11 protein-coding genes are annotated in these 24,922 nt (G+C 55.9%); 10 read left to right on the plus strand and 1 reads right to left on the minus strand.

Going from position 1 to position 24,922, the window contains the following annotated elements:
* Nucleotides 1-354: 354 nt before the first annotated feature.
* Together ACO5Z0_RS04275 and ACO5Z0_RS04280 are read left to right on the plus strand one after the other, a co-directional pair.
* Nucleotides 355-1,713, plus strand: a complete 1,359-nt coding sequence (locus ACO5Z0_RS04275) for a flagellin N-terminal helical domain-containing protein (protein WP_485649342.1) — start codon at nucleotides 355-357, stop codon at nucleotides 1,711-1,713.
* A 117-nt stretch (nucleotides 1,714-1,830) separates the two neighbouring features.
* Nucleotides 1,831-13,215 (plus strand): YDG domain-containing protein, encoded by an 11,385-nt coding sequence (locus ACO5Z0_RS04280; RefSeq protein ID WP_485649343.1) that lies wholly within the window; start codon nucleotides 1,831-1,833, stop codon nucleotides 13,213-13,215.
* 199 nt (nucleotides 13,216-13,414) lie between these two features.
* Here ACO5Z0_RS04280 and ACO5Z0_RS04285 read toward each other — a convergent pair whose 3' ends face one another.
* The gene (locus tag ACO5Z0_RS04285) at nucleotides 13,415-14,239 is read right to left on the minus strand and encodes a flagellin (protein WP_485649344.1); all 825 of its coding nucleotides are present in this window, start codon (nucleotides 14,237-14,239) and stop codon (nucleotides 13,415-13,417) included.
* A gap of 171 nt (nucleotides 14,240-14,410) precedes the next feature.
* Between ACO5Z0_RS04285 and ACO5Z0_RS04290 the strand changes: the two genes are divergently transcribed.
* From ACO5Z0_RS04290 to ilvN, 8 genes are all read left to right on the plus strand, one after another.
* On the plus strand, nucleotides 14,411-15,466 hold the full coding sequence (locus ACO5Z0_RS04290) for a zinc-binding dehydrogenase (RefSeq protein WP_485649345.1): 1,056 nt from the start codon (nucleotides 14,411-14,413) through the stop codon (nucleotides 15,464-15,466).
* Nucleotides 15,450-17,282 carry an O-linked N-acetylglucosamine transferase, SPINDLY family protein gene (locus tag ACO5Z0_RS04295; RefSeq protein ID WP_485649346.1) on the plus strand — a complete coding sequence of 611 codons (1,833 nt, stop codon included), beginning with the start codon at nucleotides 15,450-15,452 and terminating at the stop codon, nucleotides 17,280-17,282. Before ACO5Z0_RS04290 ends, ACO5Z0_RS04295 begins: the two co-directional genes overlap by 17 nt.
* Before the next feature lie 264 nt (nucleotides 17,283-17,546).
* Complete coding sequence (gene metA / locus ACO5Z0_RS04300) at nucleotides 17,547-18,482, plus strand: homoserine O-acetyltransferase MetA (RefSeq protein WP_485649347.1); 936 nt, start codon at nucleotides 17,547-17,549, stop codon at nucleotides 18,480-18,482.
* 26 nt (nucleotides 18,483-18,508) lie between these two features.
* Nucleotides 18,509-19,141, plus strand: a complete 633-nt coding sequence (locus tag ACO5Z0_RS04305) for a hypothetical protein (protein ID WP_485649348.1) — start codon at nucleotides 18,509-18,511, stop codon at nucleotides 19,139-19,141.
* Complete coding sequence (gene hydE, locus ACO5Z0_RS04310; protein WP_485649349.1) at nucleotides 19,122-20,165, plus strand: [FeFe] hydrogenase H-cluster radical SAM maturase HydE; 1,044 nt, start codon at nucleotides 19,122-19,124, stop codon at nucleotides 20,163-20,165. Before ACO5Z0_RS04305 ends, hydE begins: the two co-directional genes overlap by 20 nt.
* Before the next feature lie 10 nt (nucleotides 20,166-20,175).
* Nucleotides 20,176-21,867, plus strand: a complete 1,692-nt coding sequence (gene ilvB, locus ACO5Z0_RS04315; protein ID WP_485649350.1) for a biosynthetic-type acetolactate synthase large subunit — start codon at nucleotides 20,176-20,178, stop codon at nucleotides 21,865-21,867.
* Between the two features lie 16 nt (nucleotides 21,868-21,883).
* Nucleotides 21,884-24,358 carry a sulfatase-like hydrolase/transferase gene (locus tag ACO5Z0_RS04320; protein WP_485649351.1) on the plus strand — a complete coding sequence of 825 codons (2,475 nt, stop codon included), beginning with the start codon at nucleotides 21,884-21,886 and terminating at the stop codon, nucleotides 24,356-24,358.
* Between the two features lie 62 nt (nucleotides 24,359-24,420).
* Entirely contained in the window at nucleotides 24,421-24,921 is a 501-nt protein-coding gene (gene ilvN / locus ACO5Z0_RS04325) for an acetolactate synthase small subunit (protein WP_442673673.1), read from the plus strand.
* The last annotated feature ends 1 nt before the right edge of the window (nucleotide 24,922 follow it).

Here is a 24,922-nt window from a genome sequence, read left to right on the forward strand (position 1 = left end):
GCTACGTCGAGGATTTGTTGACGACGAGAGGACAGTGCAGATGTGTGAAGATGGGCGGCTGAATTTATCCGTGTTTCCTTAAGGAAACGCTGATACAGGGCTTCTCCTGCCAAGATGGAGGAAACGGCGCTGAGCTGTGCAAAAGACGGGCGGCATTCTGGACACAAAGGGCTATTGTCCTTTGAAAAAAATCATCACGACTCTTAAGGAAAATCGAGGAAGCTACGATATAATTGCTGTAAAGTGAAAAGGAGGCCGGCAGGGTCTCTTGGGCATATCAGGGAGGACGGCTGCGGCGTAGGGAAGCGCATTTCTTTTGGCTGTGGCGTCATGACGATCAGGGAGGTTTTTGCTGTGCCATTGGTAGTAAAGAACAACATGCAGGCAGCGAATACGCTGAACACGCTGAACAAGAACGAGAAAGACCGCGCGAAGAGTTTGAACCAAGTCTCTTCGGGTATGAAGATCAACAGCGCAGGGGACGATCCCTCGGGCATGTCGATCTCCGAGCGTATGCGCGTGCAGATCCGTGCGCTCGATCAGGACAACCAGAACACGCAGAACGGCAACAGCATGATGAAGGTCGCCGAGGGTGCGGTGGCGTCGACCATCGACATCCTGCGCACCCTCAAGGACAAGTGCATCAATGCCGCGAACGACACGAACACCGACGACGACCGTGCGACGATTCAGAAGGAAATGAACGCGATGGTCGATCAGATCAACGACAACGCGAATGCACAGTACAATGGCAAGGTCCTGATGAGCGGTATGTACAACAATCAGGTGGTTAGGGATGGCAATAATCAAGGCACAAAGTCCTCGTGGGCGAATCAGGCATTTAAAGAGGGGCTTGATGCAGGGACTACGAAGCTCACGGATTATAAGGATCGGAATGGCAATAGTCTGGGGATATCGAAGACAGATTACATGACGATTTCCTATATCAAGGATGGGAAGACCTATGCAAAGACTTTCCGTGTCGGTGATCTTACGTTGAGTGACTGCATTCAGAATGATGCAAGCAAGGGTGGACTGTATGTGCCGAATCCCGGTGGGACGGATATGGAAACGTATACGCAGACGGATCTTTCTGAAGTCGGCGTAGATCAATACGGGCATAAAGTTCATACGGCAGACGGAAAGAGCGCTCTCTCCATTCGCGCGAAGAACGGAGGTACGGAGGGGCAGATTGGCGGCGTGACCTTCTGCTTGACGGATTCACAGGGCAATATCAAGAAGTCGCAGAACAATATGTTTGATAAGTTCCAGATGACGGTGCGCGCGCAAGATCCGACGCCGGACAATGCTATGGTCTTTCAGATCGGCACGCGCTCGAACCAAGCCGTCAAGGTCGGCTTTACCGATATGCATGCACAGGCGCTCGGCATGATGGGAGCGGACGCGAAAGCCATCCAGATCACGACGCGCGATCGTGCGAATGCAGCGGTCAATGTCATTGAAAACGCCATCAGCATGTGCCTCGATCAGCAGACCGTGCTCGGCGCGGCGCAGGCACGTCTGCAGTTCACCTCGTCGAATATCGTCACGGCGAGTGAGAACACGCAGAATGCCGAGTCGGTGATCCGCGACGCTGATATGGCGAAAGCGATGACCGACTACACGAAGAGCAACATCCTCACGCAGTCGGCGCAGGCGATGCTCGCACAGGCGAATCAGTCGTCGAGCGGCGTGCTGAGTCTCTTGCAGTAATCCATGAGTGGCTTTTGCCGCCCATGCTCCCCTGCCTGAGGGCAGGAGCCGAGAAGGAAAGAAAAAAGCCACCACATTTTGTGGTGGCTTCTCTTACGATAGAAAGGAAGATTAGAAATGAGAGGAACGAAAAGGAAAGATGCCTTGGCTTGTCAAGTCAGTCTCGGTCTCTTCGCCGGACTTCTCGGCATTGCCTCGACCGCGCACGGTGCGCCTATTCATGATGGCGGTGTGATTGCGGGTGACAGCTATAAGGCGGGGAAGGTAACGCTTGATAATCCGAACGGTGCGACACAGATCACGAGTACGGAACGGAATAATGTCATTGGTTGGAAGGATTTTTCCATTAAGAGCGGCGAAACTGTGACGTTCGATGGGGGGAATAAAACGAACAATTACCTCAATATCGTCACAGGAAAGGTGACATCGCGCATTGACGGCACGATGAAGGGCGGCGACAATGTCTATATTGCCAATACGCATGGTGTTATCTTCGGACAGGGGGCGACCGTTGATGTCGGTAGCCTTTATGCGACGACACGCGATTTGACGGGGGTTGATTATTCGGATTTAGATTCGACATCAACGGAACGCGCGAAGATCGGTGCGGGGACGATTATTGATACATCGACAGGACAGGCGGCTGCCACGGCGAAAGCCGATGTCGTCAGCCTTGTCGATGGAGCGGGATCGGTACAGGCGAGTAAGATCGTCCTTGAAGGCAAGAGCGTCCGCATCTTGAACGATGATAACATCAAGTCGAATGAAGTTTATGCACTGTCAGATACAAGAGCGCTTACGGTAGACTCTAAGGTAGTTCGCCCGTATACGGGATATGTGCATATAGGCTATGAAGCGACGAAGACCAAGCCGACGGCAAGTAAGTATAAGAATCTTAGCGATGAAAATTTCTATAAGCTGGTCAAGACGGCGGATGAGCTGAAAAATATTAAAAATGACCTTACCGGCAACTATATGCTGCATAACGATATTACGCTTTCCGATGATCCCCATACGTCGATTGGTGATAATACGACGCCTTTTACCGGCAGATTTGACGGCATGTTCCATGAGATCAAGGGCTTGAAGCTGAGCGCCGGTGCAACGGATCCATCGGGTGATGAAAAGAAGTATCAATTTTCGGGGCTTTTCGGCAAGACAAAAGGCGCGACCATCATGAATGTCGGCTTGCGGGACGCAGATCTTTCCGCAGTCGAGTATGGCGGCGGTCTTGTTGGACAAGCGACCGAGGGTACGATCATCAGTGCCGTCTATAATGCGGCAGCGAATGGGAAGAAGATCGGCAGCAGTTCTTCCTCTATGGCGGGCGGTATCGTAGGCAGGCTGGACGGATCGTATCTTGATACCGCCTACAATACAATGGATCTCGGCGGTGATAAAAGCGCTGGTTTGGTGGCTAGACCGTATGGTAAAAGCAGAATATATGCCGTCTACAACACAGGTGCGCTTAACGGCGGAAACGCTGTTTTTGGCGATCCGCGCACAGATACGGATATGTTCATCAAAGACGTCTATACGACGCAAGGCTCAAAAGTAGGGAAAAGTGAAGATGGTGCAAATACATCCCGTTCGTATGCGCTCAATGGGACGGATAAAGCGAGCGTAACGCATGGCGCCGGTACGACGGATGGCGATGCCAAGCAAAAAGACACCTACGCCGGCTGGGACATCTCCGACGAGGGCGGCGCGAACAAGACGTGGCGTATCTTCGCGGGACAGTCGAATCCGCTTCTCACCGCCTTTATGCAGGGTACGGTGCAGGCGGAGTATTCGTATGCCGAATTTTCTAAGTCGGATGGCACACATAGCGGCGGTAAGGCAGAGGATTACACGAAGAGGCTGGATTCTTCCACACCGACAGTGAATAACGGCAAAAGTTCAAGCCGCACATACGATGCCTTGGCGCGGCGTGCGGTGAAAAAGTCGGATTCTACACAGGCGGCAGATGACTTGTCTGACTTTGACATCGTCGGCACGCATGATGGCGGCATCAAACTCTCTGATGGGCAAGGCCGCCGCAACGCCGGCACGTCAGCGCTTCTCCACAGCGATCAACATGGCTACGACATCGCGGGCGCGAATATCAAGATCGATCCGCGCCGCGTCAAGGGAAAGTTGGGAACGAATGGCCGACCGATTCAAAAGATATACGACGGTAATAATGATGCAAAGGAAGCGCTGAAACAGGCGTTGTATACGCCGTCGGGCACAACGACTGTGGAAACGGAAGGTCTGATCAAGGGCGACGATGTCACGGTCAATACCGATCACCTTACGGCGACGTTTGACGGGAAAGATGTCGGCTATAATCGTACGTTGACGCTTGGCGGCAGTCTGACCTTTACGGGGGATGATGCCAAAAATTATGAGGATATTAAAGCAAATTCGCTTGATCTTTCAGGTACGCCGCGCAAGGGCAATATCCTGCAAAAAGAAGTCACGGTCGAGCTGACGAAAAAGACAGGCATCGATAAGATCTATGACGGCAAATCCTCGGTCAAGGACGCGTATAAAAAGAGCGCTGGAACAGATCCCACGCTGAAGCTGGATGGTATCATCGCGGCTGATACGGAGAAAGCAAAGCTGAACGGCTACGCGGCGTCGGACACTGAGAACGATAAAATCAAGGTCAACTATAAGAAGGAAAAGAAAGCCAACGCTGACAACGCGAAAAATGCAGGCTCGCACGCCGTTGCCTACGGCGGCATCAAGCTCGAAGGGACAGAAGCGAAAAACTATAAGCTCGTCGAGAAGGGCAATACGAGTAATGTCCTCTATCGTGAAGCTGTCACAGATGTCGATACAGGCACACAAGCGGCAGAGGATAAAGACGCCGTCAAAGCATCGGGTACGCTCTTCGGAGACGGCACGATCAGCCGCCGCAATATCAACAAAGACACCTTCCTCTGGAACGGCGGCGCGGCGACAAAGGAGTATGACGGCAGCACTGAATGGATAAAACCCAACGGTGCGTCGGATGCGAATAAAAAGATTACCGCGAAAAAGGCGGGGGCTACAGGCGTCAATAACGATGAAGGTCTGATCGAAGACGATGTCGATAAGATCGACTTCACACTGGAAAGCGGCAAGGGCGAGTTCCGAAAAGACGACGGTACGACTGCGACCAAGAATGTTTCGGAAGCGAAAAAAGTCGCCTATCAAGTGACGGCTACAAATAATGAAAATGCGAATGGCGAGGACGTCCTGTCCAACTACAAGATCGGCGGCGTCGATGCCGCATCCGGCAGCAAATACGACGTCACGGGCGAGGGCAAGATCACGCCGCGCGTCATTGACGTTGACTTGCTCAAAAAGACGGGCATCGACAAGACGTATGACGGCAAGACCAACGTCGTCGAGGGTGATACAGATGATCGTAAGTATCTGACGATGGGCAAAGGCTGGGTCGGCTATGCATCCGGCTCGAAGACGCTCGTCGGCGATACGGAGAATAAAGGCACAGGCTCGGATGGTGCAACGGTCACGGTCACGGCAGTCTATCGTAAGCAGGGCGAGCCCGCCGCAAGCGCCGCTGATAAAAACGTCGTTCGTGATGCGGCCGACACGAAGAAGGGGCTTGCGAACGGCAAGGATGTCTACTATACGTTTACCCTTGAAGGCGACGGCGGTCATGCGGCGACGAACTACACCTTCAACGCCGGCGGAACGGCGCAGGCGACAAAGGACAATGTCAAAGGCACGGGCACGATTGATCCGAAAGAGCTGAAAGCACAGTTTAACAAGGTGACGCGCAGCTACAACAACACGTCCGACGTGGCGCCTGCCCAGGTGAAGCAGAGCGGCTATACGTTGACGGGCGTTGTCAGCGGCGATGAAAACAAGGTCAGCCTTAATACGGAAGCCACAAGCTCCATCAAGGGAACATACTATAAAGACGGCACGAAAGTCAAAAATCGCGGTACCGACTATACCGTAAAATATGAAGGCATTTCCAAGGCGCTCGTCAAGGGTACAGCCGGCGATGAAAGCGGCAACTATTGGATTGCTGATATGGCAGAGGGATTGGGCGATATCACGAAAGCGAGGCTGACGAAAACTAGCTTCAAGATGCTCCTAAAGGATCGCGTCACAAGGACCTATGATACAACGGTTGACGCTCCTCGTGACGGTTTGAAAGAGGTCACGGTTGACGGCACGCCGCTTCAGGAAGATGTGGGCTTTAAATTCGAAAAAACCGAATCCAGATATTACAATAAGGACGAGAATACCGGCGATTTCCGAGCGCCGAATGCGAATGCGAAGGAAGATGACGCAGCTACTTTGCATAAAGACGCCAAAGCTTACGGCGTCGAGTATACGATTACGCTTCAGGGCGATACGATGCAAAATTATGAGCTTGGCGATTTGAATAACGCTGAGGTCGATGGCGGTAAATACACTGTGGCCGGCAACAAAATCACTTTCAAGAAGGATGGCGTTGGCTATATTCAGTCGCGTCGAGTCTATGTGGGACTTGGCAGCCTGGCGGAAGGAACGCCTACGAAGACTTATGATGGGACGACGAGGTTGATACTGCCGAATGGTTGGCGAGGCAACCAACTCGTCACGATGAGCGGTAAAGCATGGAACGAAGGCATCGCCCAGAGCGGGGGGGGCGATGAGGTGCAAAATAGTTCAACGGGCGCCTATCAGAGCCGAAATGCAGGAAAAGAAGGGGAGGACTATTCTCAGAAAGTCGTCTATACGCCGAGTGTTGAAGGTGTGCAGACGAATTATACATTCTACCATCTGGATGGACGGAAGTGGGATAAGGACACGGCGCCGCTTACAGGAAGCGGCAAGATTGCTCCGAAAACGCACCTTGTCAAGGCGCCGGACGATGTCAAGCGCCAGTATAACGGCGATATTGATGTCAAAGCAGGGCAAGGCAGGCTGACGTTGGATGCGCCGCTCACGCATGAGTCTGCTCCGGGTAAAAATGATGAAAAAACCACCAATGGCGTAATCGATGATGTCCATCTCAATGAGATCGACGAAACGAAAGGCGGCACGGGCGATGCGAGCAAGTATTACCGTTACTACAACGCCGCCGATGCCAATGCGGGAGATTCAGCGGAGGCAAAGAAAAAGCAGAAAACGTATGTGACCTATCGCCGCATCAAGCTCACGGGAGCGGACGCAGGCAACTATCGCCTGGCTTATAAGGATTCGGATGAAAAAATCAAGTTTTTGGATAAGGATACGATTCCTGATAGCAACGGTGAGCTGTCGTACTATACGATGACAGGCTATGGTCTGATCGACAAGCGCAAGGTCACGAGCGATAAGCTCAAGATCGGGCTGAAGACGGCGCATCCTGAAAAGATCTACGACGGCAACGAGTATGTCGTGGGTAAGGCGGCGAAAGAGGATAAGACGCATCAAGCATGGAACGATCTTATCGAACGTATCTACGTCGAGGACGGCACAGAAAAGATCACCGTCGATAAAAAGCATACGTCCGTCACGGACGCAAAGTATCTGGCGGGCGGCGGCAAGCGAGCGAAAGACGCTGCCGACGGCAAAGACGTCGAACTTCAGATGAACTTCGATACAAGCGCGCTGAAGAACTTTGACTTCACCGATTCGAGCATGGCGAACGGCACGTTCACCTATAAGACGACGGGCAACATCAAGAAGAAAAAAGTGACGGCAACTCTCGAGAAGATGACGGATCTCCGCAAGGTCTACGACAAGACGAATGTAGCGGCGAGCGGCAATGTGAAGTACGAGGGTGTCATCGAGGAAGACAAAGATACGGCGAAACTTCATATCAAAAAAGCGCAGTACGAGAAGAAGGCGGGGGATACGGACGCCAAGCATGATGGGAAGAATGCGACGGTCGATCCATTCGCGGCGGCGCAGAACATCTATGATGTGGCGTATGAATTCGAGCTTACGGGCGACGATGCGGGGAACTATGAGCTGAATACGAATAAGCTCATCGGCTCGGGCGACATCGAGCGCCGCATGGCGTTTGCCGATACCGTTCATCCGAATCTCATGAAGTACTACGACGGTACGAAAGATGCGAAGAGCTACAACAAAGATACGAATGCCAACGAGGATATCGAGGATAAGGATCTGTCGAACTCCAATGCCGCGAAGTCGATCAAGCTCCTCGATGCTGCGGGCGCGGAGTTCTCCGACGACAGGCTCAAGAACCGCGCGACGGGACTTCTTGACGGCGATACTTGGTCTGCGAAGGGGGAATTTGACGATAAGAATGCCGGCGAAAACAAGAAGGTGACGTATAAGATCACGCTTTCCGATGGTGCGAATGACAACTATCGCATCTATAAAAAGAGCGATCTCGACGCCAACCGCGCAAGTGGATCGACGCTGAACAATGTCGTCGGTACGACGATTCGCACGGATGCAGGCAAGGCGGAGCTTACCGATGTAGGAACCGTCAAGAAAGCAAACCTTCTCGTCAAGGCAGATGAAGCGCAGAAAGTCTACGATGGCAATAAGAACACCGATACCGTTGAAGGCAACATCCTCTCGAAGCTCAAACTTGGCGGCGTATACTACGATACGACGAAGGCTGCGGTCAAAGCCGACGGTGCCTATGAAGGTACAGCAACGCTCAATAATACGCCTACGCCAGACAAGAAAGAGTATCGGGCAGAGTACCGCGATCCCAATGTGAAGCCGAAAGATGGCAAGCCGAACTCCGTCAACTACAGTCATATCCAGCTCGTCGATCAGGCGAACAACTATAACCTTGTCTATCAGACGACGGAGGGCATCAAGAATCTTGAAGCCGATACGACAGCGGGTTACTACAAGCTGACGGGCGCAGGCAAGATCACGCCGCTTGAGATCAGCGATATGGATCTCAATCCCGACTTCAAGCCTGACGCTATCAAAAAGACGTACGATGGGACGAAAGACATCACGAACGCCAAGCAGCGGCTGAGGGACTCCAAGGCTAGGGTCTGGGTCACGAACAAAAGCACCGGGAAAAAGTGGGACATCACGGATATCGACGGCGCTTATTCGGCGACGGGTGAGTACAAGGATACCGAGATTGGCGGCAAGACGCTGAAGGCAAAAGACGCCGGAGAGAAGAAGGACGTCACGTTTACCTTCACGATGGATGAGAACAACTTCCTCTACAATGGAGCCGGCGGCGAGAAGCTCAAAACGATCAAGAAGGATTTTGCCGGCATCGGTACGATTACGCGACGCCATGTGAAGCTCAATGTGCAGGATGTGCAGAAGATCTACGACGGTACGACGGACGTCAAGCATGGCTATTATGAAGGCGTCGGCAGCGATCTCAAGGAGCACGAAAATGAGCATGTCGATCCCTCGACGCTGATCAAAGCGGAGAGACCGCGCACCTATACGGCGGAAGACGAAGCGGCGAATAAGGATCACAAGGAAGGCACGCTGAACGACCGCGGTCTGCTCGACGGCGTTACGATCGACGCCGGAAGTCTTGCGCCGAAGTATCGCGATAAGAAGGCAAACCGCTCGCCCGACGCGACGCCCGAGAAGAAGGACGTATTCTACAAGCTGCGTCTGAACGGCGACAGCAATGAGAACTATACGTTCGAAGTTTACGACGGCAGCGATCGGCTCATTACGCAGAAAGATGCGCCGGCGGAGTATCAAGGGTATAATCTCGTCGGTCGCGGCGATATCTGGTATCGGAAGGTCGAGTTCAATCGCAAAGGACTCGATAAAGAGTACGACGGAAACGCTGCGTTGCAGTCGCTTTCCAACGATGCGAAGGAACAGGAAAAGCGGCGGAAGGCGCTCAAGGAGAAGCTCTATCTCCAAGGAAACGACGGCTCGCGTCTCTCCTTGGATGATGAAGCTGTCGGAAAGATTCGCGGCACTTACGGTGATGGAGATAAGAGCGGCTTCACTCCAAATTCGCATGTCAAGCGCAAAGACGGCAGCGAAGGTACAGTCTTAGATCGCGATGTGCAGCTCGAAGGGCTTTACGAAGCGTTCAAGAGTCTGCGCGACCGCGATACCGAAGGGGAGGGCGCTCGAAACTACTTCTATAACGGCTACGGCGAAGGGAGCAAAGAATCCTATGTCGCGCCGAACGATGTCGCCTATGGCACGGGCAAGATCACGCCGAAGACGGTCAAGCTGAAAAAGACTTGGATCGGCGGCTTTGAAAAGCCCTATGACGGTACGAGCCTTGCCAAGATCAAGGGGGCGGACGGTCACTATTACAGCTTTGGCGAAGCCAGTTCGATCGGAGAGAACGATACCGAAGAGACCAAGAAAATCAAGCAGGATGTCAAGCAGCAGTTCTACAACAAGCTGCATCTTTCCGTCGATCTCGGTACAGGAGAAGGCGCGATCACGCTTGGCTATGAGCTTGATGGCGGCGCCGGCGATGATCCGGCGAACATGCCGTATTATGAAAATCCGACGAGAACAACGGACAAGCGTGATGCCAATGTGTATAACGACAGTAAGCTGACGGATAACAAGAAGGACATCGTCTATCGCTTAAAGACGCTCAAGTCAGAGAAAAAGTATAAGGACTGGGAAGTGGATAAGGGCGATATGACGGCGCGTCTGCTTGACGGCGGGAGCGGCTACACGGCTCAGATCACGCCGCGCACCATTGAGGTGGATGCGAAGAATACCGCGCCGATTGCGAAGATTTATGACGGCACGAATACGGTCAAAGACCTCTTGCGCGTCAAGGGCAAGTCGTTTGATTCGGAGCATCCGGATTTTGCCTATCAGGCGTCTTCCGGAAAAGACAGCAAGGATGATAAGCCTGCGATTTTGGATAAGGACAAAGGCACGGTCAAGGTCGTTGCGACGGCGCCTGCCGGCGATCAAGCATTCCATGACCGCAAGACAGGCGCTAAGGATAAGAATGCGACGATGGACGCAAAGACGTGGGAAGAGCTGGCAAATCGTAAGGATTACAGCGCGTACAACACGGAGAACAAGAGCGGCAAGGTCGTGCATTACAATCTGACGCTCAAGAGCGTGCAAAATCCCGATAATCCAAGCGATGCCGATAAGATCGCTCTTGGTAACTACAAGCTCAAGACGGATACCTACGATGCTTCGGCGGAGATCGTCAAGCGTAAGGTCAAGGTAGAGCTTGATGCCGTTGCGCCGAAAGAAACGCTCACACGAGAGTATGACGGCACAACGAACGCGGATGTGCGCGGGCTGCACTTCTCCTCGACAGGCGCACCGCAGACGGGCGTCGTCGGCGATGAGAAAGTGCTTTTGAAAAATGTCGATCGGATTCGAGAAGAAGGGCAAACGAATCCTGCATCGGGGCTGAACAAACGCCGCGGCATCTACGATACGAAGAATGTCAAGCGCGGGGCGAACGGCGAAGTCTTGTCGGGTCAGCATACGATCACCTATCGTCAGCTTGAGCTGAACGATGACGCCGTATCGAACAATTATGAGCTTGATCCGTCAAATTTGACAAAAGATGAGAAACATGCCGAGTATGGCAACATCTTGCAGGCTAAGGGCACGATTACGCCAAAGCGACTGACCTTTGCCCTTGAGAGAGAAGATGTGCAGAAGCAGTACGACGGCACGAAGGAAGTCAAGGACAATGCTTACGGCAAGTTCCTCAAAGAGAATATCAAAGAGCATGATAAGTTGTGGCGCGCTTTGGAAGAGGATGGAAAGGAGGTCAAGGACTTCAAAGGCGCTTTCGACAGTGAAGACGCCAGTGCGCTCGATGCGAACAAAAAGGCGCGCGCGGATAAGCGAGTGACGTACGATATTTCTTGGAACAACGGCAACTACACGCTTCTTGACAAAGCGGGCAAAGAACTGACAAAGACGAAGGTCGATGGGAAGAATATTTCTTTCGAGGCGACGATTCAGACCGAGCCGAACCGCGGTACGATCTATCGCCGCAGACTGGAAGCGACCGCCGATATGGCGCGGAAGGTCTACGATGGCAGGCGCGATGTCAATGTCCGAGATGCCAAGGGCAACCTCGTCAAGGATGCGTGGAACAACCTTCGTTTCAAAAATATCGACAAGGATGGCAACGTCCTCGCGAAGGAAGAGGCGTTCCTCAGCAAGAAGGACGCCGCCGGCAGGAGCGAGGAGCAGCGTGCAAGGAGTCTCCTAAACGCTTCCTATGACGATGCGAATGCGACGACGGCAGCGGAACCGAATAAACTTATGAAGCACGAGGTAACGTATAGCTTCAGCGGTTCGGATGATGTCCTGAAGAACTATGAACTCTTCAAGAGGAATGCGGACGGCAGTCATACGAGCATCGAGAGCATTCATGGCGCAGGCGAAATTGAGCGCCGCACGCTGCATGTCGTTTCCGATTGGAAAGCGACGTATGCGGGCGCAGGCGGGGTGGATTTCACCGGTCATATTGAGGATGGCTCTGCTGCTTTGAATGGAGGCAGCGCCCTGACGCAGGAAGTCGCAGGGGATATTCGAAAGTATAATGATGACGCCATCGTTCGCTATGCTCCCAAAGGAAGCGTGGATTACAATACGCCCGGTTCCCAGCCGATCTTCGGCTGGTATCGCGACAGCAATAAAGAAGCTGTGGGCAACTACGGCAGGAATTATACGCTGTGGCAAATCGCGAACCCGCTTTCTATCACGCCGCGCATCGACGGTGTGGATCGTACGATTCGCCCGGACAGCAAGGTTTATGAGAATGCCTCCTACGACCAGCACAATACCTTTGGGAAGCGTAAGGATCAAGACGCCGCGCTTTCTTACAAAGATAAGGGCGTCAATGATGGCAGCGTAAAGACGCCGCAGGCGAATATCGTCGACGGCGGCACGAATCTCACGGGAGGTGCAGCAGGCAAAGGAAATATTGCCGGTGCGGATAAGACGGCGAAAGCCGGACGAAACGACGCAGGCACAGCGGTAAATGAAGCAGCCAAAGCAGGCAAGAGCGGCAATAGCGCACTTGCAGGCGGTGCCTCGGGTGCAGGCATCGGCGGCAGCGCTGCAAAAGCGGCTGGAACGACGGGCGTCAATGCAGGCAAGAGCGGCAATAGCGCACTTGCAGGCGGCACATCAAGTGCAGGCGTCGGCGGCAGCACTGCAAAAGCGGCTGGAACGACAGGCGTCAATGCAGGCAAGAGCGGCAACACGGCAAATGCGGGCGGCTATTATCGTCCGAGCAATGCCGGTGCAGGCACGATGGGCGCATCCGGCAGCAGCCGTGTGAACCGCGCGGGGCAAGGGACACCCGCCGTCGGCGCTGTTGACCGCAGTCTTGCCGCAGCTGCCGGCACGGGCAGCGCAAGCGCTGCGCAGCGTGGTGCGAAGGTCGGCGCGAATGCTGCAAATGGCAGTACCGGCGCAGATGTCAATGCAGGTACGAAAGCAGGCAGCCGCAGCGCTGTCGAGCAGGGTCTTGCCAATGCGCTGGGCAGAAGCGGCAGTGCAGGCTACTACAACGGCAAGGGCTTCAGCCAGACCAGCGACGACGAAGAAGAAGAGATCAAGAAGAAGGCGAAAGCGTCGGCATGATTGCCGCGTGCAGCCATACAAAAGAGGAGCTTCCCGCGAGTGCGGGAGGCTCCTCTTTTGCGATTGTGTCGAGGTTTTGCCGATGATGAGAGGATCGCGCAGCTGTGGGAAGCCGGAGCGGCTGCATGTATTTGTGCTTTCGATCGTGCAGGCAATAAAAAATCCGGTCGGATGACCGGATTTTTGTCGTCTTGTATGGTCAGCGCAGCAGGGCGAGGGCGGAGTAATGGGAAGCCATTGTGCTCATCTGCGCTTTTTGTGCGAAGAGGAAGAGTTTTTGCTGCAAATCACTTTGCTTGAATTCGCTCGCGGCTTTTGCCATGTCGGTTCCGTTGCTTGTCGTCGAGGCTGCCATGAGGTTTTCTTCCTGCGTGACGTAGTTCGCCGACTGATAATTGAGACGCTGCTGCGCTGCGCCGATGGTCGTCGCCTGGTCGAGCGTTTTATTGAGCGCCGTTGTGACTTTGTCGAGGGCGTCGGCGATGCCGGCGTCGGTGCCGAGGTTCAGCGTGGATTTGCCGTTGGCGTCGGTGAGACCGAGTGCGGAAGAGCGCATGTCGCCGAGGTTCGTGACGCTGGTGGAGCCGTCGAGGGATGCGACGCTCGCGGACTTCGATCCGTCGAGAAGATTCATGCCGTTGTACCGGATTCCGGCGTTGTCGTTGAGCGTGGCGATGGCTTGATCGACCATCTTGCCGAGGTCGCGGCGGTCGGAGTCGCTGTTTGTGCCGTTGGCGGCATTGAGGAGCGTCTGCCGGAGCTGACCGAGGACTTCGGCGGACGAGCTTACGCCGCCTTCCGCCGTCTTGAGCATGGCGTTCGTGCGCTGTGCGTTGGCATTCGATTGGCTGACGGCGGCGATGTTGGCGTTCATGCGCATGTCGATGGAGTAGGCGGAAGGGCCAAAAACGGCGGATGGATGCTTCGTGCCGCTCGCGATCTGCCGCGCGAGATTGTTGGATGTATGGTTGATACGATGCAAGGTCGAGTGCCGGATGGGATTGTTTCCGATGGTGATAGCCATGAGGCTGCACGTCCTTTCCTTAGGCGAGCAAAGACTTTCATGTATATATTTGTATTATAATGGAGAATGGGGAGAAAGGCAAGACTTTTTATCTAGAAAATACAAAAGTAGGCGTAAGTCGCAAAGTGTGGTATACTGTTAGGAAAGTCAAATGGAAGGGGTGTGGCATGGATGAAGGCATTGCGGCTTTACGGGGCGCACGATTTGCGCTTGGAAGAGGTTCCGCGGCCCGCGTGTGCGTTGGGTGAGGTGCTGCTTGAGGTCAAGGCGTCGGGCATCAGTCTTTCCGATGTCAAGCGCGTGTATGAGACGGGAGCGGAGGCAGAGCCGCGGATCCTTGGGCATGAGTTCGCCGGACGCATCGTGGAGGCGGAGGATGTCGCGCTGATCGGACGTGCGGCGGTGGCGTATCCGATGCTTTTTTGCGGGCATTGCATGGCGTGTCTCGACGGGCGGCCGCGCGACTGCGGCGAGATGGAACTTTATGGTGCGCAGCGTGCGGGCGGCATGGCTGAGTTCGTGACGGTGAAGAAGCAGAATCTCGTTTTTTTGCCGCCGGATGTGAGTTTTCGCGCGGCGGCTTTGACGGGACCTGCGGCGGTGGCGCTGCACGCTTTTCGAAAGGCGGGCGTGGGAGCCGGATCTACGCTCTTGATCTTCGGCTTGGGATCGATCGGGCTGGCTCTGGCGAGCTGGGCGCGTGAGGCGGACGTGCGGAACATCGTGCTTGTGGCGCGTACGATGGAAAAGGCGGCGTTCGCGCGTTCTTTGGGCTTTTTGCAGGCCGTCGATGTCGAGAGTACGGACGTTTATAACTATGTGATGCGCTTGACGGGCGGGCGCGGCGCCGATGCGTGCGTCGAGGGGCTTGGCGAGGGCGGTGCGCTGGAGACGGCGCTCCTTTCGGTGAAGCGCGGCGGGCGCGTGGTGCTTATGGGGCGTCCGGAGAAGAGCTTGTCGGTGACGGGACTGATGTATGATCTTCTCTTGCAGAAGGAGATCGAGCTTTACGGTGCGTGGAAGAGCAGTCTCAACACGCGTCCTGCCGAGTGGCTCGATGCGATGAATGCGATGCGCAGTCATGCGGTTGACGCTGAGGCTCTTGTGACGCATACGTTCTCTTTTGCGGATTTCGAGGAGGCGTTCTCTTTGGTGCGCGAGAAGAAGGAGATGTACTGCAAGGTGCTTTTCGTGAATGAGGGGGAGACGAATGGAAAAGCACAGTAGGATGCGCGAAAGGACGGCTGTCGGCGGTTCGGTATACGAGCCGCCGACAGCGCAGCAGGGCGGCTCGCCTGCCGATTTGCTCGGCGAGGCGAGCCGCCTTTTTGCGGCAGAGAGGTATGGCGAGGTGCGCGAGATGCTGTCGTCTCTGTCGGCTCTTTCGGATGCGTCGGGAGATGCGTCCGAAGGAGCCGCTTCGCCTGCGGCGCATCTTTTTCCGGAGCTTCGCTATGTGTTGGCGGCGTCGCTCGTCCAGCTCGGCGACTACGAAGCGGCGCGTGCGGTGATTGCGTGCATCCGCGAGAGCGCACCCGAGCATCCGGGGGCGGCGCTGCAGGAGATCTACATCGAGAAGGCGGAGGGCAGGACGCGCACGGAGCTGACGCATCTCAAGGCTTTGATCGCGTGGCTCGAAGCGCGGCTTGCCGAGGAGCCGCCGACGGGGTTGGCGGTCTATTATCGAAAGTTTTTGGCGGAGAGTTATAGTCTCCTCGGCTCGGCGCTGACGCTTGCGGGAAGGGCGGCGGACGGTGTCGAGGCGTTTCTCGCCGCGAGCCGCTTGGAGGAGGACGGCGCACAGAGCATCGCGGAATACAGCAACGCGCTGTTTGCGCTCAACTACGTCTCTGAAGGAGAGCGTGCGCCGTTTGCAGGATTGCTTGCGGGCTTCGACGGCTTCTTTTGTCGAGAGGATCGTGTGCCGCTCATGTTTCATGCGCACGAGCGTCTGCGCATCGGCTATATATCGCCCGATCTTCGCCATCATGCGGTCGCGTTCTTTCTCCTGCCGCTTTTACGCGCGTTTGATCGCGGACGATTCGATGTATTTTGCTACGCGAACAATCGCGAGGATGCCGTGTCGCGTGCGATGGCGCAGCAGGACGGCGTCGTCTGGCGAAATATCCTGGGGCTTTCGCCGGACGATGCGGCGCGCTTGATTGCCGCAGACGAGATTGACATCCTCGTTGATCTTTCGGGACATACGAGCGACAACTGCCTGCCTGTTTTGGCGCGAAAGCCCGCGCCTGTTCAGATCACGGGGCTGGGTTACATGGGGCGTACGGGGCTTTCGACGATCGACTATGTGCTGGGGGATATGGTGCTTGATGCGGATGCGGCTGATGTCGGGAGCGAGCGCCCGCTCTCTCTGCCGCACAGCCATTTTTGCTATCTGCCGTTCGTCGCGATGCCGGACGCTGCTCCGCCGCCAAGTTTGACGCGCGGTTTCGTTACTTTTGGCTGCTTCAACAACTACAGCAAGGTCACGGATGAGATGCTGCTTCTGTGGCGGCGGCTTTTGGAAGATGTGCCGGGTGCGCGGCTGCTTTTGAAGAGCCGTCTGTTTGGCAGCGCGGAGGGCAGGGAGCTGGCGACGGAACGCTTCCTGCGCCTCGGGCTGGATGCGTCGCGCGTCGAGCTGCGCGGCTTTTCGGCAGACTACCTTGCCGAGTACGCGGATATGGATATCGCGCTCGATACCGCCCCTTATACGGGCGGCTTGACGACGTGCGAGGCGCTTTACATGGGCGTGCCCGTCGTGACGCTCAAGGGCAGGACGCACGGCGCGAGGTTCGGCGCGAGTCTCCTTCGAAATGCCGGGCTTGCCGAGCTCGTCGCTGAGAGTGCGGCGCAGTATGCAGAGATCGCAGGGCTGCTTGCCGCTTCGCCCGAAACGCTGGCGATGCTGCGCGAAAAGCAGCGCGACATTCTGCTCGCTTCACACTTGATGAACTTTCGACGGTATGTGCGGGAAGTCGAGGCGGCGTATGAAGCGGTATGGCGGGAGTGGGAAGAAAGGGGTGCGGGAGCGGGACGATAAAAAATTTTTACACGCAGTTAGGATAAGGTGTGGCTCAAGAGCGGTGAGACAGCCGGTGTTGTGGAGATTTATGAAGCGGGTGTTGCCTGTGAAGCGATGCGTGACTTTTCATGGACAGCTCTTTTCGGTTTTTCGTGTGACACAATAGAATAAGCGGTGTTCACCTGCGAGCAGGAGCCTTCTCATTTGACACCTTTACACATTCATGCTAAACTGAATCACGATTGAGGCGGCTGTGCCGCTTGGAGAAAGTGAGGCGGTTTCGTGCCGATCAAAATACCGAATAGTTTGCCGGCGGCGCAGGTGCTTGAAGGCGAGAACATCTTCGTCATGGATGCGGAACGCGCCTATAGTCAGGATATTCGTCCGCTGCGGCTTTTGATTTTGAACCTCATGCCGAACAAGTCGGTGACGGAGACGCAGCTTCTTAGGCTGCTCGGCAATACGCCGCTGCAGGTCGAGGTGGACTTCATCTATACGGAGTCCTATGTGCCGCAGCATACGTCGCAGGATTATCTCGCGGAGTTTTATGGTACGTTCGCTGAGGTGCGCCACAAGAAGTACGATGGTTTCATCATCACGGGCGCGCCCGTTGAGCAGATGCCTTTTGAGGAGGTCGCTTACTGGGACGAGGTCGCAGAGATCATGGAGTGGAGCAAGAAGCATTGCTATTCGGCGTTTCATATATGCTGGGGTGCGCAGGCGGGGCTTCACTATCACTACGGCATCGACAAGCAGGATACGGAGCGGAAGGTGTTCGGCGTCTACAAGCATCGGCTTTGCATCGAGCACGAGCGGCTGTTTCGCGGCTTTGACGATGAGTTTTATGTGCCGCACTCGCGCCATACGGAGATGCGAAAAGAGGATATCGAACGTGTGCCGGAGCTGACGATCCTGGCGGAGGCGGAGGGGCGTGCAGGCGTCTATGCGATTGCAAACATCGAAAAGCGGCAGTTCTTCATCACGGGGCATGCGGAGTATGATCCCCTGTCGTTGAAGCAGGAGTATGACCGCGATGTGGCGGCGGGGCTTCCGATCGAGATTCCGCAGAATTATTATCCGTCCGATGATCCGACGCGGACGCCCGTCGTGCGCTGGCGCTCGGTGGCGAATCTCTTATTTGCGAATTGGCTCAACTATTATGTGTATCAGGAAACGCCGTATGAGCTTGACGGTCTTTATCGTGCGGCGGATGATTGACGGAAGAGGAGTGAACGAGAGCGATTATGAAGATGAAGCATTGGCTGGCGGCGGTTCTCCCCTTCATGGTTCTTACGGCGACGGCAGGAGCGGCTCCGTATGTGTCGTCGAATATTTATGAATGGGTGCAGTCGTCGGCACGCGCCAATTATTTTTTTAACAAGCGTGTCATGCACTATGGCTTGACGGAGGACGGCGCGATTGATCCGAATGTGCTTATCGTGCCGACCTTGCAGACGTATGACGATGTGGCGATCGCCGACGTCGTCGCAAAGAGACGCTGGCGCGGCGAGTCGCTTGCCGGCTACGACAATCTCGTGGGTGAGGCGGCGTATTTGCGCATTGATCTTGCGGCGGGGACTTCGACCTTGGAACGCGCCGACGATCTTGACAACACATGGTCGACGCTGACGACGACGTTCCCGCAGAGAGTGACGATCATCAAGGAGCTGCCCGAAAAGAGCTTGGAGCGCAAATTCTTGGAGGCGGTGCTGGTTTATGAGCATGGGCATTGTATGGAGATCGCCGCCCAGACGAAGAAGGTTTTGACAGCGGATGATTTGAGGCGGCTCGAAGAGCATGAGCGCGGGGCTTTGGCGGCGGGCGCCGGAGCGGAGAAGGAGAAGGCGCTCAAAGACGATGTGGCAGCGGCTGATTGAAAAAGCGGAGGAGGAGCATCGTCTGTGTGAGGGAGAGATCGCCGCGCTTTTGTCGTCGTCCGCTGCGGAGGAGCTTCTTGCCGCCGCCGCGGATCGTGTGCGCAAGAGGTACGTCGGCGACGGCGTACATCTTCGAGGGCTGATTGAGTTTTCTAATATTTGCCGCCGCAGCTGCCTTTACTGCGGACTGCGGCGAGAGAATGAAAGAGCTGAACGCTATCGCCTGCCGCCCGAGGAGATCGTGCGCTTGGCGCGAAAGGCACGCGGCTATGGGTACAAGACGGTCGTTCTGCAGGGGGGCGAGGACAGCTTTTGGAACGTCGATAGGCTCTCGCCTGTCCTGCGGGAAATACGGGCTTTGGGGCTTGTCATCACGCTTTCTATCGGTGAGTGCAGCGAAGCGGAGTATCGCGCGCTCAAGGAAGCGGGGGCAAGCCGCTTTTTGCTTCGCATCGAGACGACGGATCGGGAGCTTTACGAGCGGCTCGATCCGGGCATGAGCTTTGCGGCGCGGTGCGCGTGTCTTGCTTCTTTGCGGCGGCTCGGCTATGAGGTCGGCACGGGTTCGCTCGTGGGGCTGCCGGGACAGTCGGTCGCGTCTTTGGCGCGCGACATCCTTTTTTTTCAAGCGTTGGATGCGGATATGGTGGGCATCGGTCCTTTTATACCGAACGGCGAGACGCCGCTCGGCAAGGCGGCGGCGGGTGACATCCGCCTGACGCGGCGCATGGTGTCGCTCGTGCGGCTTCTTTTGCCCGAGGCGAATATCCCGGCGACGACCGCGATGGAGACGCTTGCACGCGGTGCGCGCGCAAGCATCCTGTGCGCAGGTGCGAATGTCGTGATGCCGAATGTGACGGAGGGCGATTTTCGCCGCAAGTACGCGCTCTATCCGGGAAAGGCATACGTCAGGGATACGCCCGAGGAGTGCCGTCTTTCTTTGCGTGAGGAGCTTTCGCAGATGGGGCGTTTCGTCGCTGAGGACGCGGGTTTTCGACGGCGCAGAAGTATAGAAGATACGTGAGGTGTTTGTTTTGAAGATGAATGGGGCGCAGGCGGTTTTGGAAAGCCTGCGCAAAGAGGGGGTCAAAGTCGTTTTCGGCTATCCGGGCGGCGCGGTGCTCGATCTGTACGATGCGATTTATACGGAGAAGTTTCCGCATATCCTTGTGCGGCATGAGCAGGGCGCGGCTCATGCGGCGGACGGCTACGCGCGTGCGACGGGAGAGGTCGGCGTATGCCTTGCCACGTCCGGCCCGGGCGGTACGAACCTCGTGACGGGCATCGCGACGGCGTACATGGATTCGATCCCGCTCGTCGCTATTACCGGGCAGGTCGGCAATCCTTACATCGGCAAGGACTCTTTTCAAGAGGCGGATATCTGCGGCATCACGACGCCGATCACGAAGCACAACTACCTCGTGAAAGCGGCGAAGGATTTGCCGCAGGTGCTGAAGGAAGCGTTTTTCATCGCGCGTACGGGGCGGCCGGGACCGGTCACGGTTGACATCGCCAAGGATGTTTTCACGCAGGAGCTTGATTACGCATACCCGGAAGAGGTGTACTTGAAGGGCTATGCGGCAGACTTTTCGGGTGATCCTTCGGAGGTAGAGCGGGCGGCAAAGGCGGTCGCTGAGGCGACGCGCCCGCTCATGATTCTAGGCGGCGGCGTGACGCTCGCAGGCGTTGCGGACGACGTCCGCGAGATCTTGGACGGCACGGGTATGCCTGTGGTCACGACGCTCATGGGCATCGGCTGCGTGCCGAATGCGCGGGAGAACTTCCTCGGCATGGCGGGGATGCACGGGACGTATGCGGCGAATATGGCGATTCAAACGTGCGATTTGCTCATTGCCGTCGGTATGCGGTTCGACGACCGCGTGACAAGCTGCGTTGCGGGCTTTGCGCCGCGTGCGCGGATTGTACACTTCGAGGTTGACCCCGTCGAGGTCAACAAGAACGTCGTCGCCGACTGCCGCGTCCTCGGCGATCTGCGCTGGTCGCTGCCGCTTTTCAAGGAAAGGCTGCGCACGCTCGGCGTGGATTTTCACACCCGGTTTTCGAAGTGGAGCCGCAGCACGGTCGAGATGAATCGTGAGAAGCCGCTTTCTTATAGAAAAATTGCAGGCTGCATCATGCCGCAGCAGATTGTCGAGATGGTCAGCAAGCTTGCCGATGATGACGCGATCATCGTGACCGATGTCGGGCAGCATCAGATGTGGACGGCGCAGTATTATGATGCGAAGGAGCCGCGCCGCTTTCTGACGTCGGGCGGTCTCGGTACGATGGGGTACGGTCTGCCCGCCGCCATCGGCGCAAAAGTCGCGCGCCCCGCCCAGCAGGTCATCCTCTTCACGGGCGACGGCAGCATCATGATGAATTGCCAGGAGATGGCGACGGCGGCGGATAACGGCATCGCCGTGAAGATCATCGTCGTACACAACCGCGTGCTCGGCATGGTCACACAGTGGCAGCGCATGTTCTACAACAAGCACTACGCCGAAACGCTTCTTCCCGGCCGTACGGATTTCGTGAAACTCGCCGAGGCGATGGGTATCAAGGCGCTCCGCATCGACGATCCGGCACGGCTGGAGACCGATCTCAAAGCGGCTCTTGCCGGTGAGGAGCCTATGCTCCTCGACGTCGTGGCGCCGGGCAACGTCGATGTCCTTCCTATGGTGCCGGGCGGCAGGAGTCTCGATGAGATGGTCTTGGAGAGCGAGTAGGGAAGGCGGCGATAGGATGTGTGAAGAAGAGCTGCAGCTGATTGCACGAATGCAGGAAACGGCGGCTGCGGAAGATGCGGCGGGCTATCGGGCAGCCGTGCTCAGTCTTATGGAACAGTACAATCGTTTTCCAAACGAGGAGATGCTCTCTTTTCTGCAGGAGCTTCTTTATGTGCCGAACGCTGCTTCTATGTGCGAAAACTACGAGAGGGCGCGTACGACATTGGCTGAAAAAGCGGCGCAGAAGGCGCAGGTTCCTGCCGCAGCGCATGTGTTTCCCGCCTATGATGCGCTGCCCTTTCTGCTGTTTCCTGTGGATGAAGACAGTTCCGTCATTTTCCTGCAAACGGAGAATCGCTTCCTGCTGTACGAAGGCGGCACGCGCTTTTTCGATGCGGTGCGTGCGATGATTCTCGATGCGCCGATGGAGGAGCGGCTTTCTCTCATGGCGGCGGCTCTGCGGGAAGTACGCGTATTTGAGCTTCGAGAGCAGCTTTTCCGCTGTTTGGAGCAGCGCTCCTTCCCGCCGCAGGCAAAAGAGCTGGCAGCGGAATTTGCCGCCTTGAGCAGCGATGAATCGGAGCCTTTGTTTATCCGGGCGGTTCTTTCCTTCGCTCTCGGCGATTTGCGCGAGGCGCGTCTTTTGGCAGAGCGCGCGTATGCGCTTCGCGTCGTCCATGTGGGCGTGTGGCGGCTGCTCGTTGACATCTATGACGCGATGGGCGAGGAGACGCTTGCCGCGCGATTCAAGGGGCTTTGTCACAGGCATACGGGAGAGATTCCGGGTTTTTCGCTTCGGCTCGAAGATCCGGCGGTGCGGCAGGCGTTTTATCTGGGAAGGCTGACGGCGTATCAGGCGCCCTTTTACGAGGAAGTTGAGCGGTCGCCGCAGGGAGAGATCGAGACGCATCTGTATCCTCTGTTTGGCAAGTTTCTCCTTTCGTCAGAAAAAGAAGGCAGGCGTCTTTGGTGCGGCATCTATAATTCGGACGTGTTTTTTCATGTGCGTGCGCTGCGTTTGGCGGATGTGAGCCGGGCGCTTCATGAGAAGTTGGATGTTTTCGCGAACATTACCTTTGATTTGCGAAAGGCGACGCTTGAGACGTCTCTGACGATTCCGGCATCGAGAGAAGCGCCTGTCCTTGTCGCTGTTGCGCCGGTGGAACTTCTGCATCAGACCATCATGCTGAACGATGGAAAAAGCCGAGGGGATTTCTATACGGGGCTGGGAGAGTTCGGACTTTTGCGAATGGAGAGCGACACGCATCTTGCCGTTTCAGACAGGACGTTTGCGGTGACGGAACCGGTGCCGCTCGTACACAGCCCCAAACGCAGGCGCTTGATTTTGAATCTGCTGCTCGACGGCTTGTCATGGCCGGCGATGCGTCGCGATGGTTTTAGCGCCATACCGAATCTCCTGCGCTTTTTTTCTAAAGGTGTGATTTTTGATCAGGCATTTTCTGTCGCTGAGTATACGTTTGCTTCTCTCAGCACGATAGAGACGGGATTGCATATGCATCGGAGCCAAGTCTTCCACGGGGATGTGTGCATGGATCTTCCACCGGAGAAAAAGGTGCTTTCGGAGCGCATGAAGGAGCTTGGCTATCACTGTGTGCAGACGATGGGCGATTCTTCGGGCATCGGCTGCGGGTACAAGCGCGGCTATGATCGTATGCTTGTATCTCCTTGCATCACCCATCCGGCGTATGAGGGCGTCAAGCGGACGATGGATCATCTCGATGCCTTTGATGAATGCGATAACTATGTATTTCTTCATGTCGAGGATTCGCATCCCGTTGTTTCGTACGTAGTGCCGCCGCGGTTTAAGACACAGGCGAAGCTCCCGTGGCAGGAGCGCGTTTATCAGGGGACGCCGAGGGAGCGAGCGTTCGTTCTCGATGGAAAGCGGCGCAATGTTTACGATAACATGGTTGCGATTGAGCGCATGGATCGGGATCTCGGCGAGCTGTTTCGATACATTGAGGAGCATTATGCAGAGGATGAGTACATCATCAATGCGTATTCCGATCATGGCATTTCGATTCATAGCGCGGATCCGTTCTTTTTCAGCGATGAGCGCTGCGGTACGGCTTTGATGGTGCGCGGCGCAGGCGTTCCTGCGCTCGGCGTGACGGATGAGCTTGTGAGCAGTCTCGATCTTCATGCCATTGTCATGCACGAGGCGGGACTGCCTGTGGATGAAACGCTGGATGCGAATCTGCCCGCTGCGTTCGGCGGCAAGGCGCGTGAATATGTAATTTCGAACTCGGTATTTCCGGGACAGACGTACAAGCTCGACATACGCACGAAGGAGCATGAGTTTCGTCTGGAGACGAAAGATTTGACGCGTTTGGACGGCACGATCAACATGAGCGCCTATACTTGGCGTCTTTATGAGCGCGAGGGGCATCGGGAGATCTGGAGCGACGCGTTGCGCGACAAGTTCCTCGCAATCGCATGGCAGCATGTGGCGTCGTTCGCCCATCTGTGATATGATGAGGTTGCCGCCCAAGGGCGATCCAAGGCGGCAGGAAGGCGGTTGAATTAACCATGATGCAGAAATTTTTCCTCGCGGCGCTTCTCGACAATAAGCCGGGCGTCCTCACGCATATCTCGGGGCTCATCAGCCGACGCGCGTTCAACATCGAGAGCATTTCGGCGGGCTATACGGAAGAGCCGGACGTGACGCGCATCAATATTGTCGTGTCCGTCGAGGATGAACGCGAACTCGCGCAGGTCACGACGCAGCTCGCGAAACTCATCGACGTCATCAAGATCGTCAATCTCAGCGAAGTGGATTCGATCAAGCGCGAACTCGTACTCATCAAGGTGCGTGCGACAAAGGAGACGCGAGCTGACATCATCAATGTCGTCAACATTTTCCGAGCGCGCATCGTCGATGTGAGCAAGGAGAATGTCGTCATTGAGCTTACGGGTGAGGGCGACAAGATCGACGCTTTGTCTGAGGTGCTTTCCGAGTACGGCATCATCGAGATCGCGCGTACGGGCGCCATCGCGCTCTCGCGCGGCCCTGTGCCGGTCAAGGCGATGTAAG

This window comes from Selenomonas sp. (assembly GCF_057272215.1).

What these genes read in the sequence shown, in the direction of transcription:
- ACO5Z0_RS04280 (WP_485649343.1), top strand. Translation starts at nt 1,831, where the DNA reads ATGAGAGGAACGAAAAGGAAAGATGCCTTGGCTTGTCAAGTCAGTCTC.
- ACO5Z0_RS04285 (WP_485649344.1), bottom strand. Translation starts at nt 14,239, where the DNA reads ATGGCTATCACCATCGGAAACAATCCCATCCGGCACTCGACCTTGCAT.
- ACO5Z0_RS04290 (WP_485649345.1), top strand. Translation starts at nt 14,411, where the DNA reads ATGAAGGCATTGCGGCTTTACGGGGCGCACGATTTGCGCTTGGAAGAG.
- ACO5Z0_RS04295 (WP_485649346.1), top strand. Translation starts at nt 15,450, where the DNA reads ATGGAAAAGCACAGTAGGATGCGCGAAAGGACGGCTGTCGGCGGTTCG.
- ACO5Z0_RS04305 (WP_485649348.1), top strand. Translation starts at nt 18,509, where the DNA reads ATGAAGATGAAGCATTGGCTGGCGGCGGTTCTCCCCTTCATGGTTCTT.
- hydE (WP_485649349.1), top strand. Translation starts at nt 19,122, where the DNA reads ATGTGGCAGCGGCTGATTGAAAAAGCGGAGGAGGAGCATCGTCTGTGT.
- ACO5Z0_RS04320 (WP_485649351.1), top strand. Translation starts at nt 21,884, where the DNA reads ATGTGTGAAGAAGAGCTGCAGCTGATTGCACGAATGCAGGAAACGGCG.
- ilvN (WP_442673673.1), top strand. Translation starts at nt 24,421, where the DNA reads ATGCAGAAATTTTTCCTCGCGGCGCTTCTCGACAATAAGCCGGGCGTC.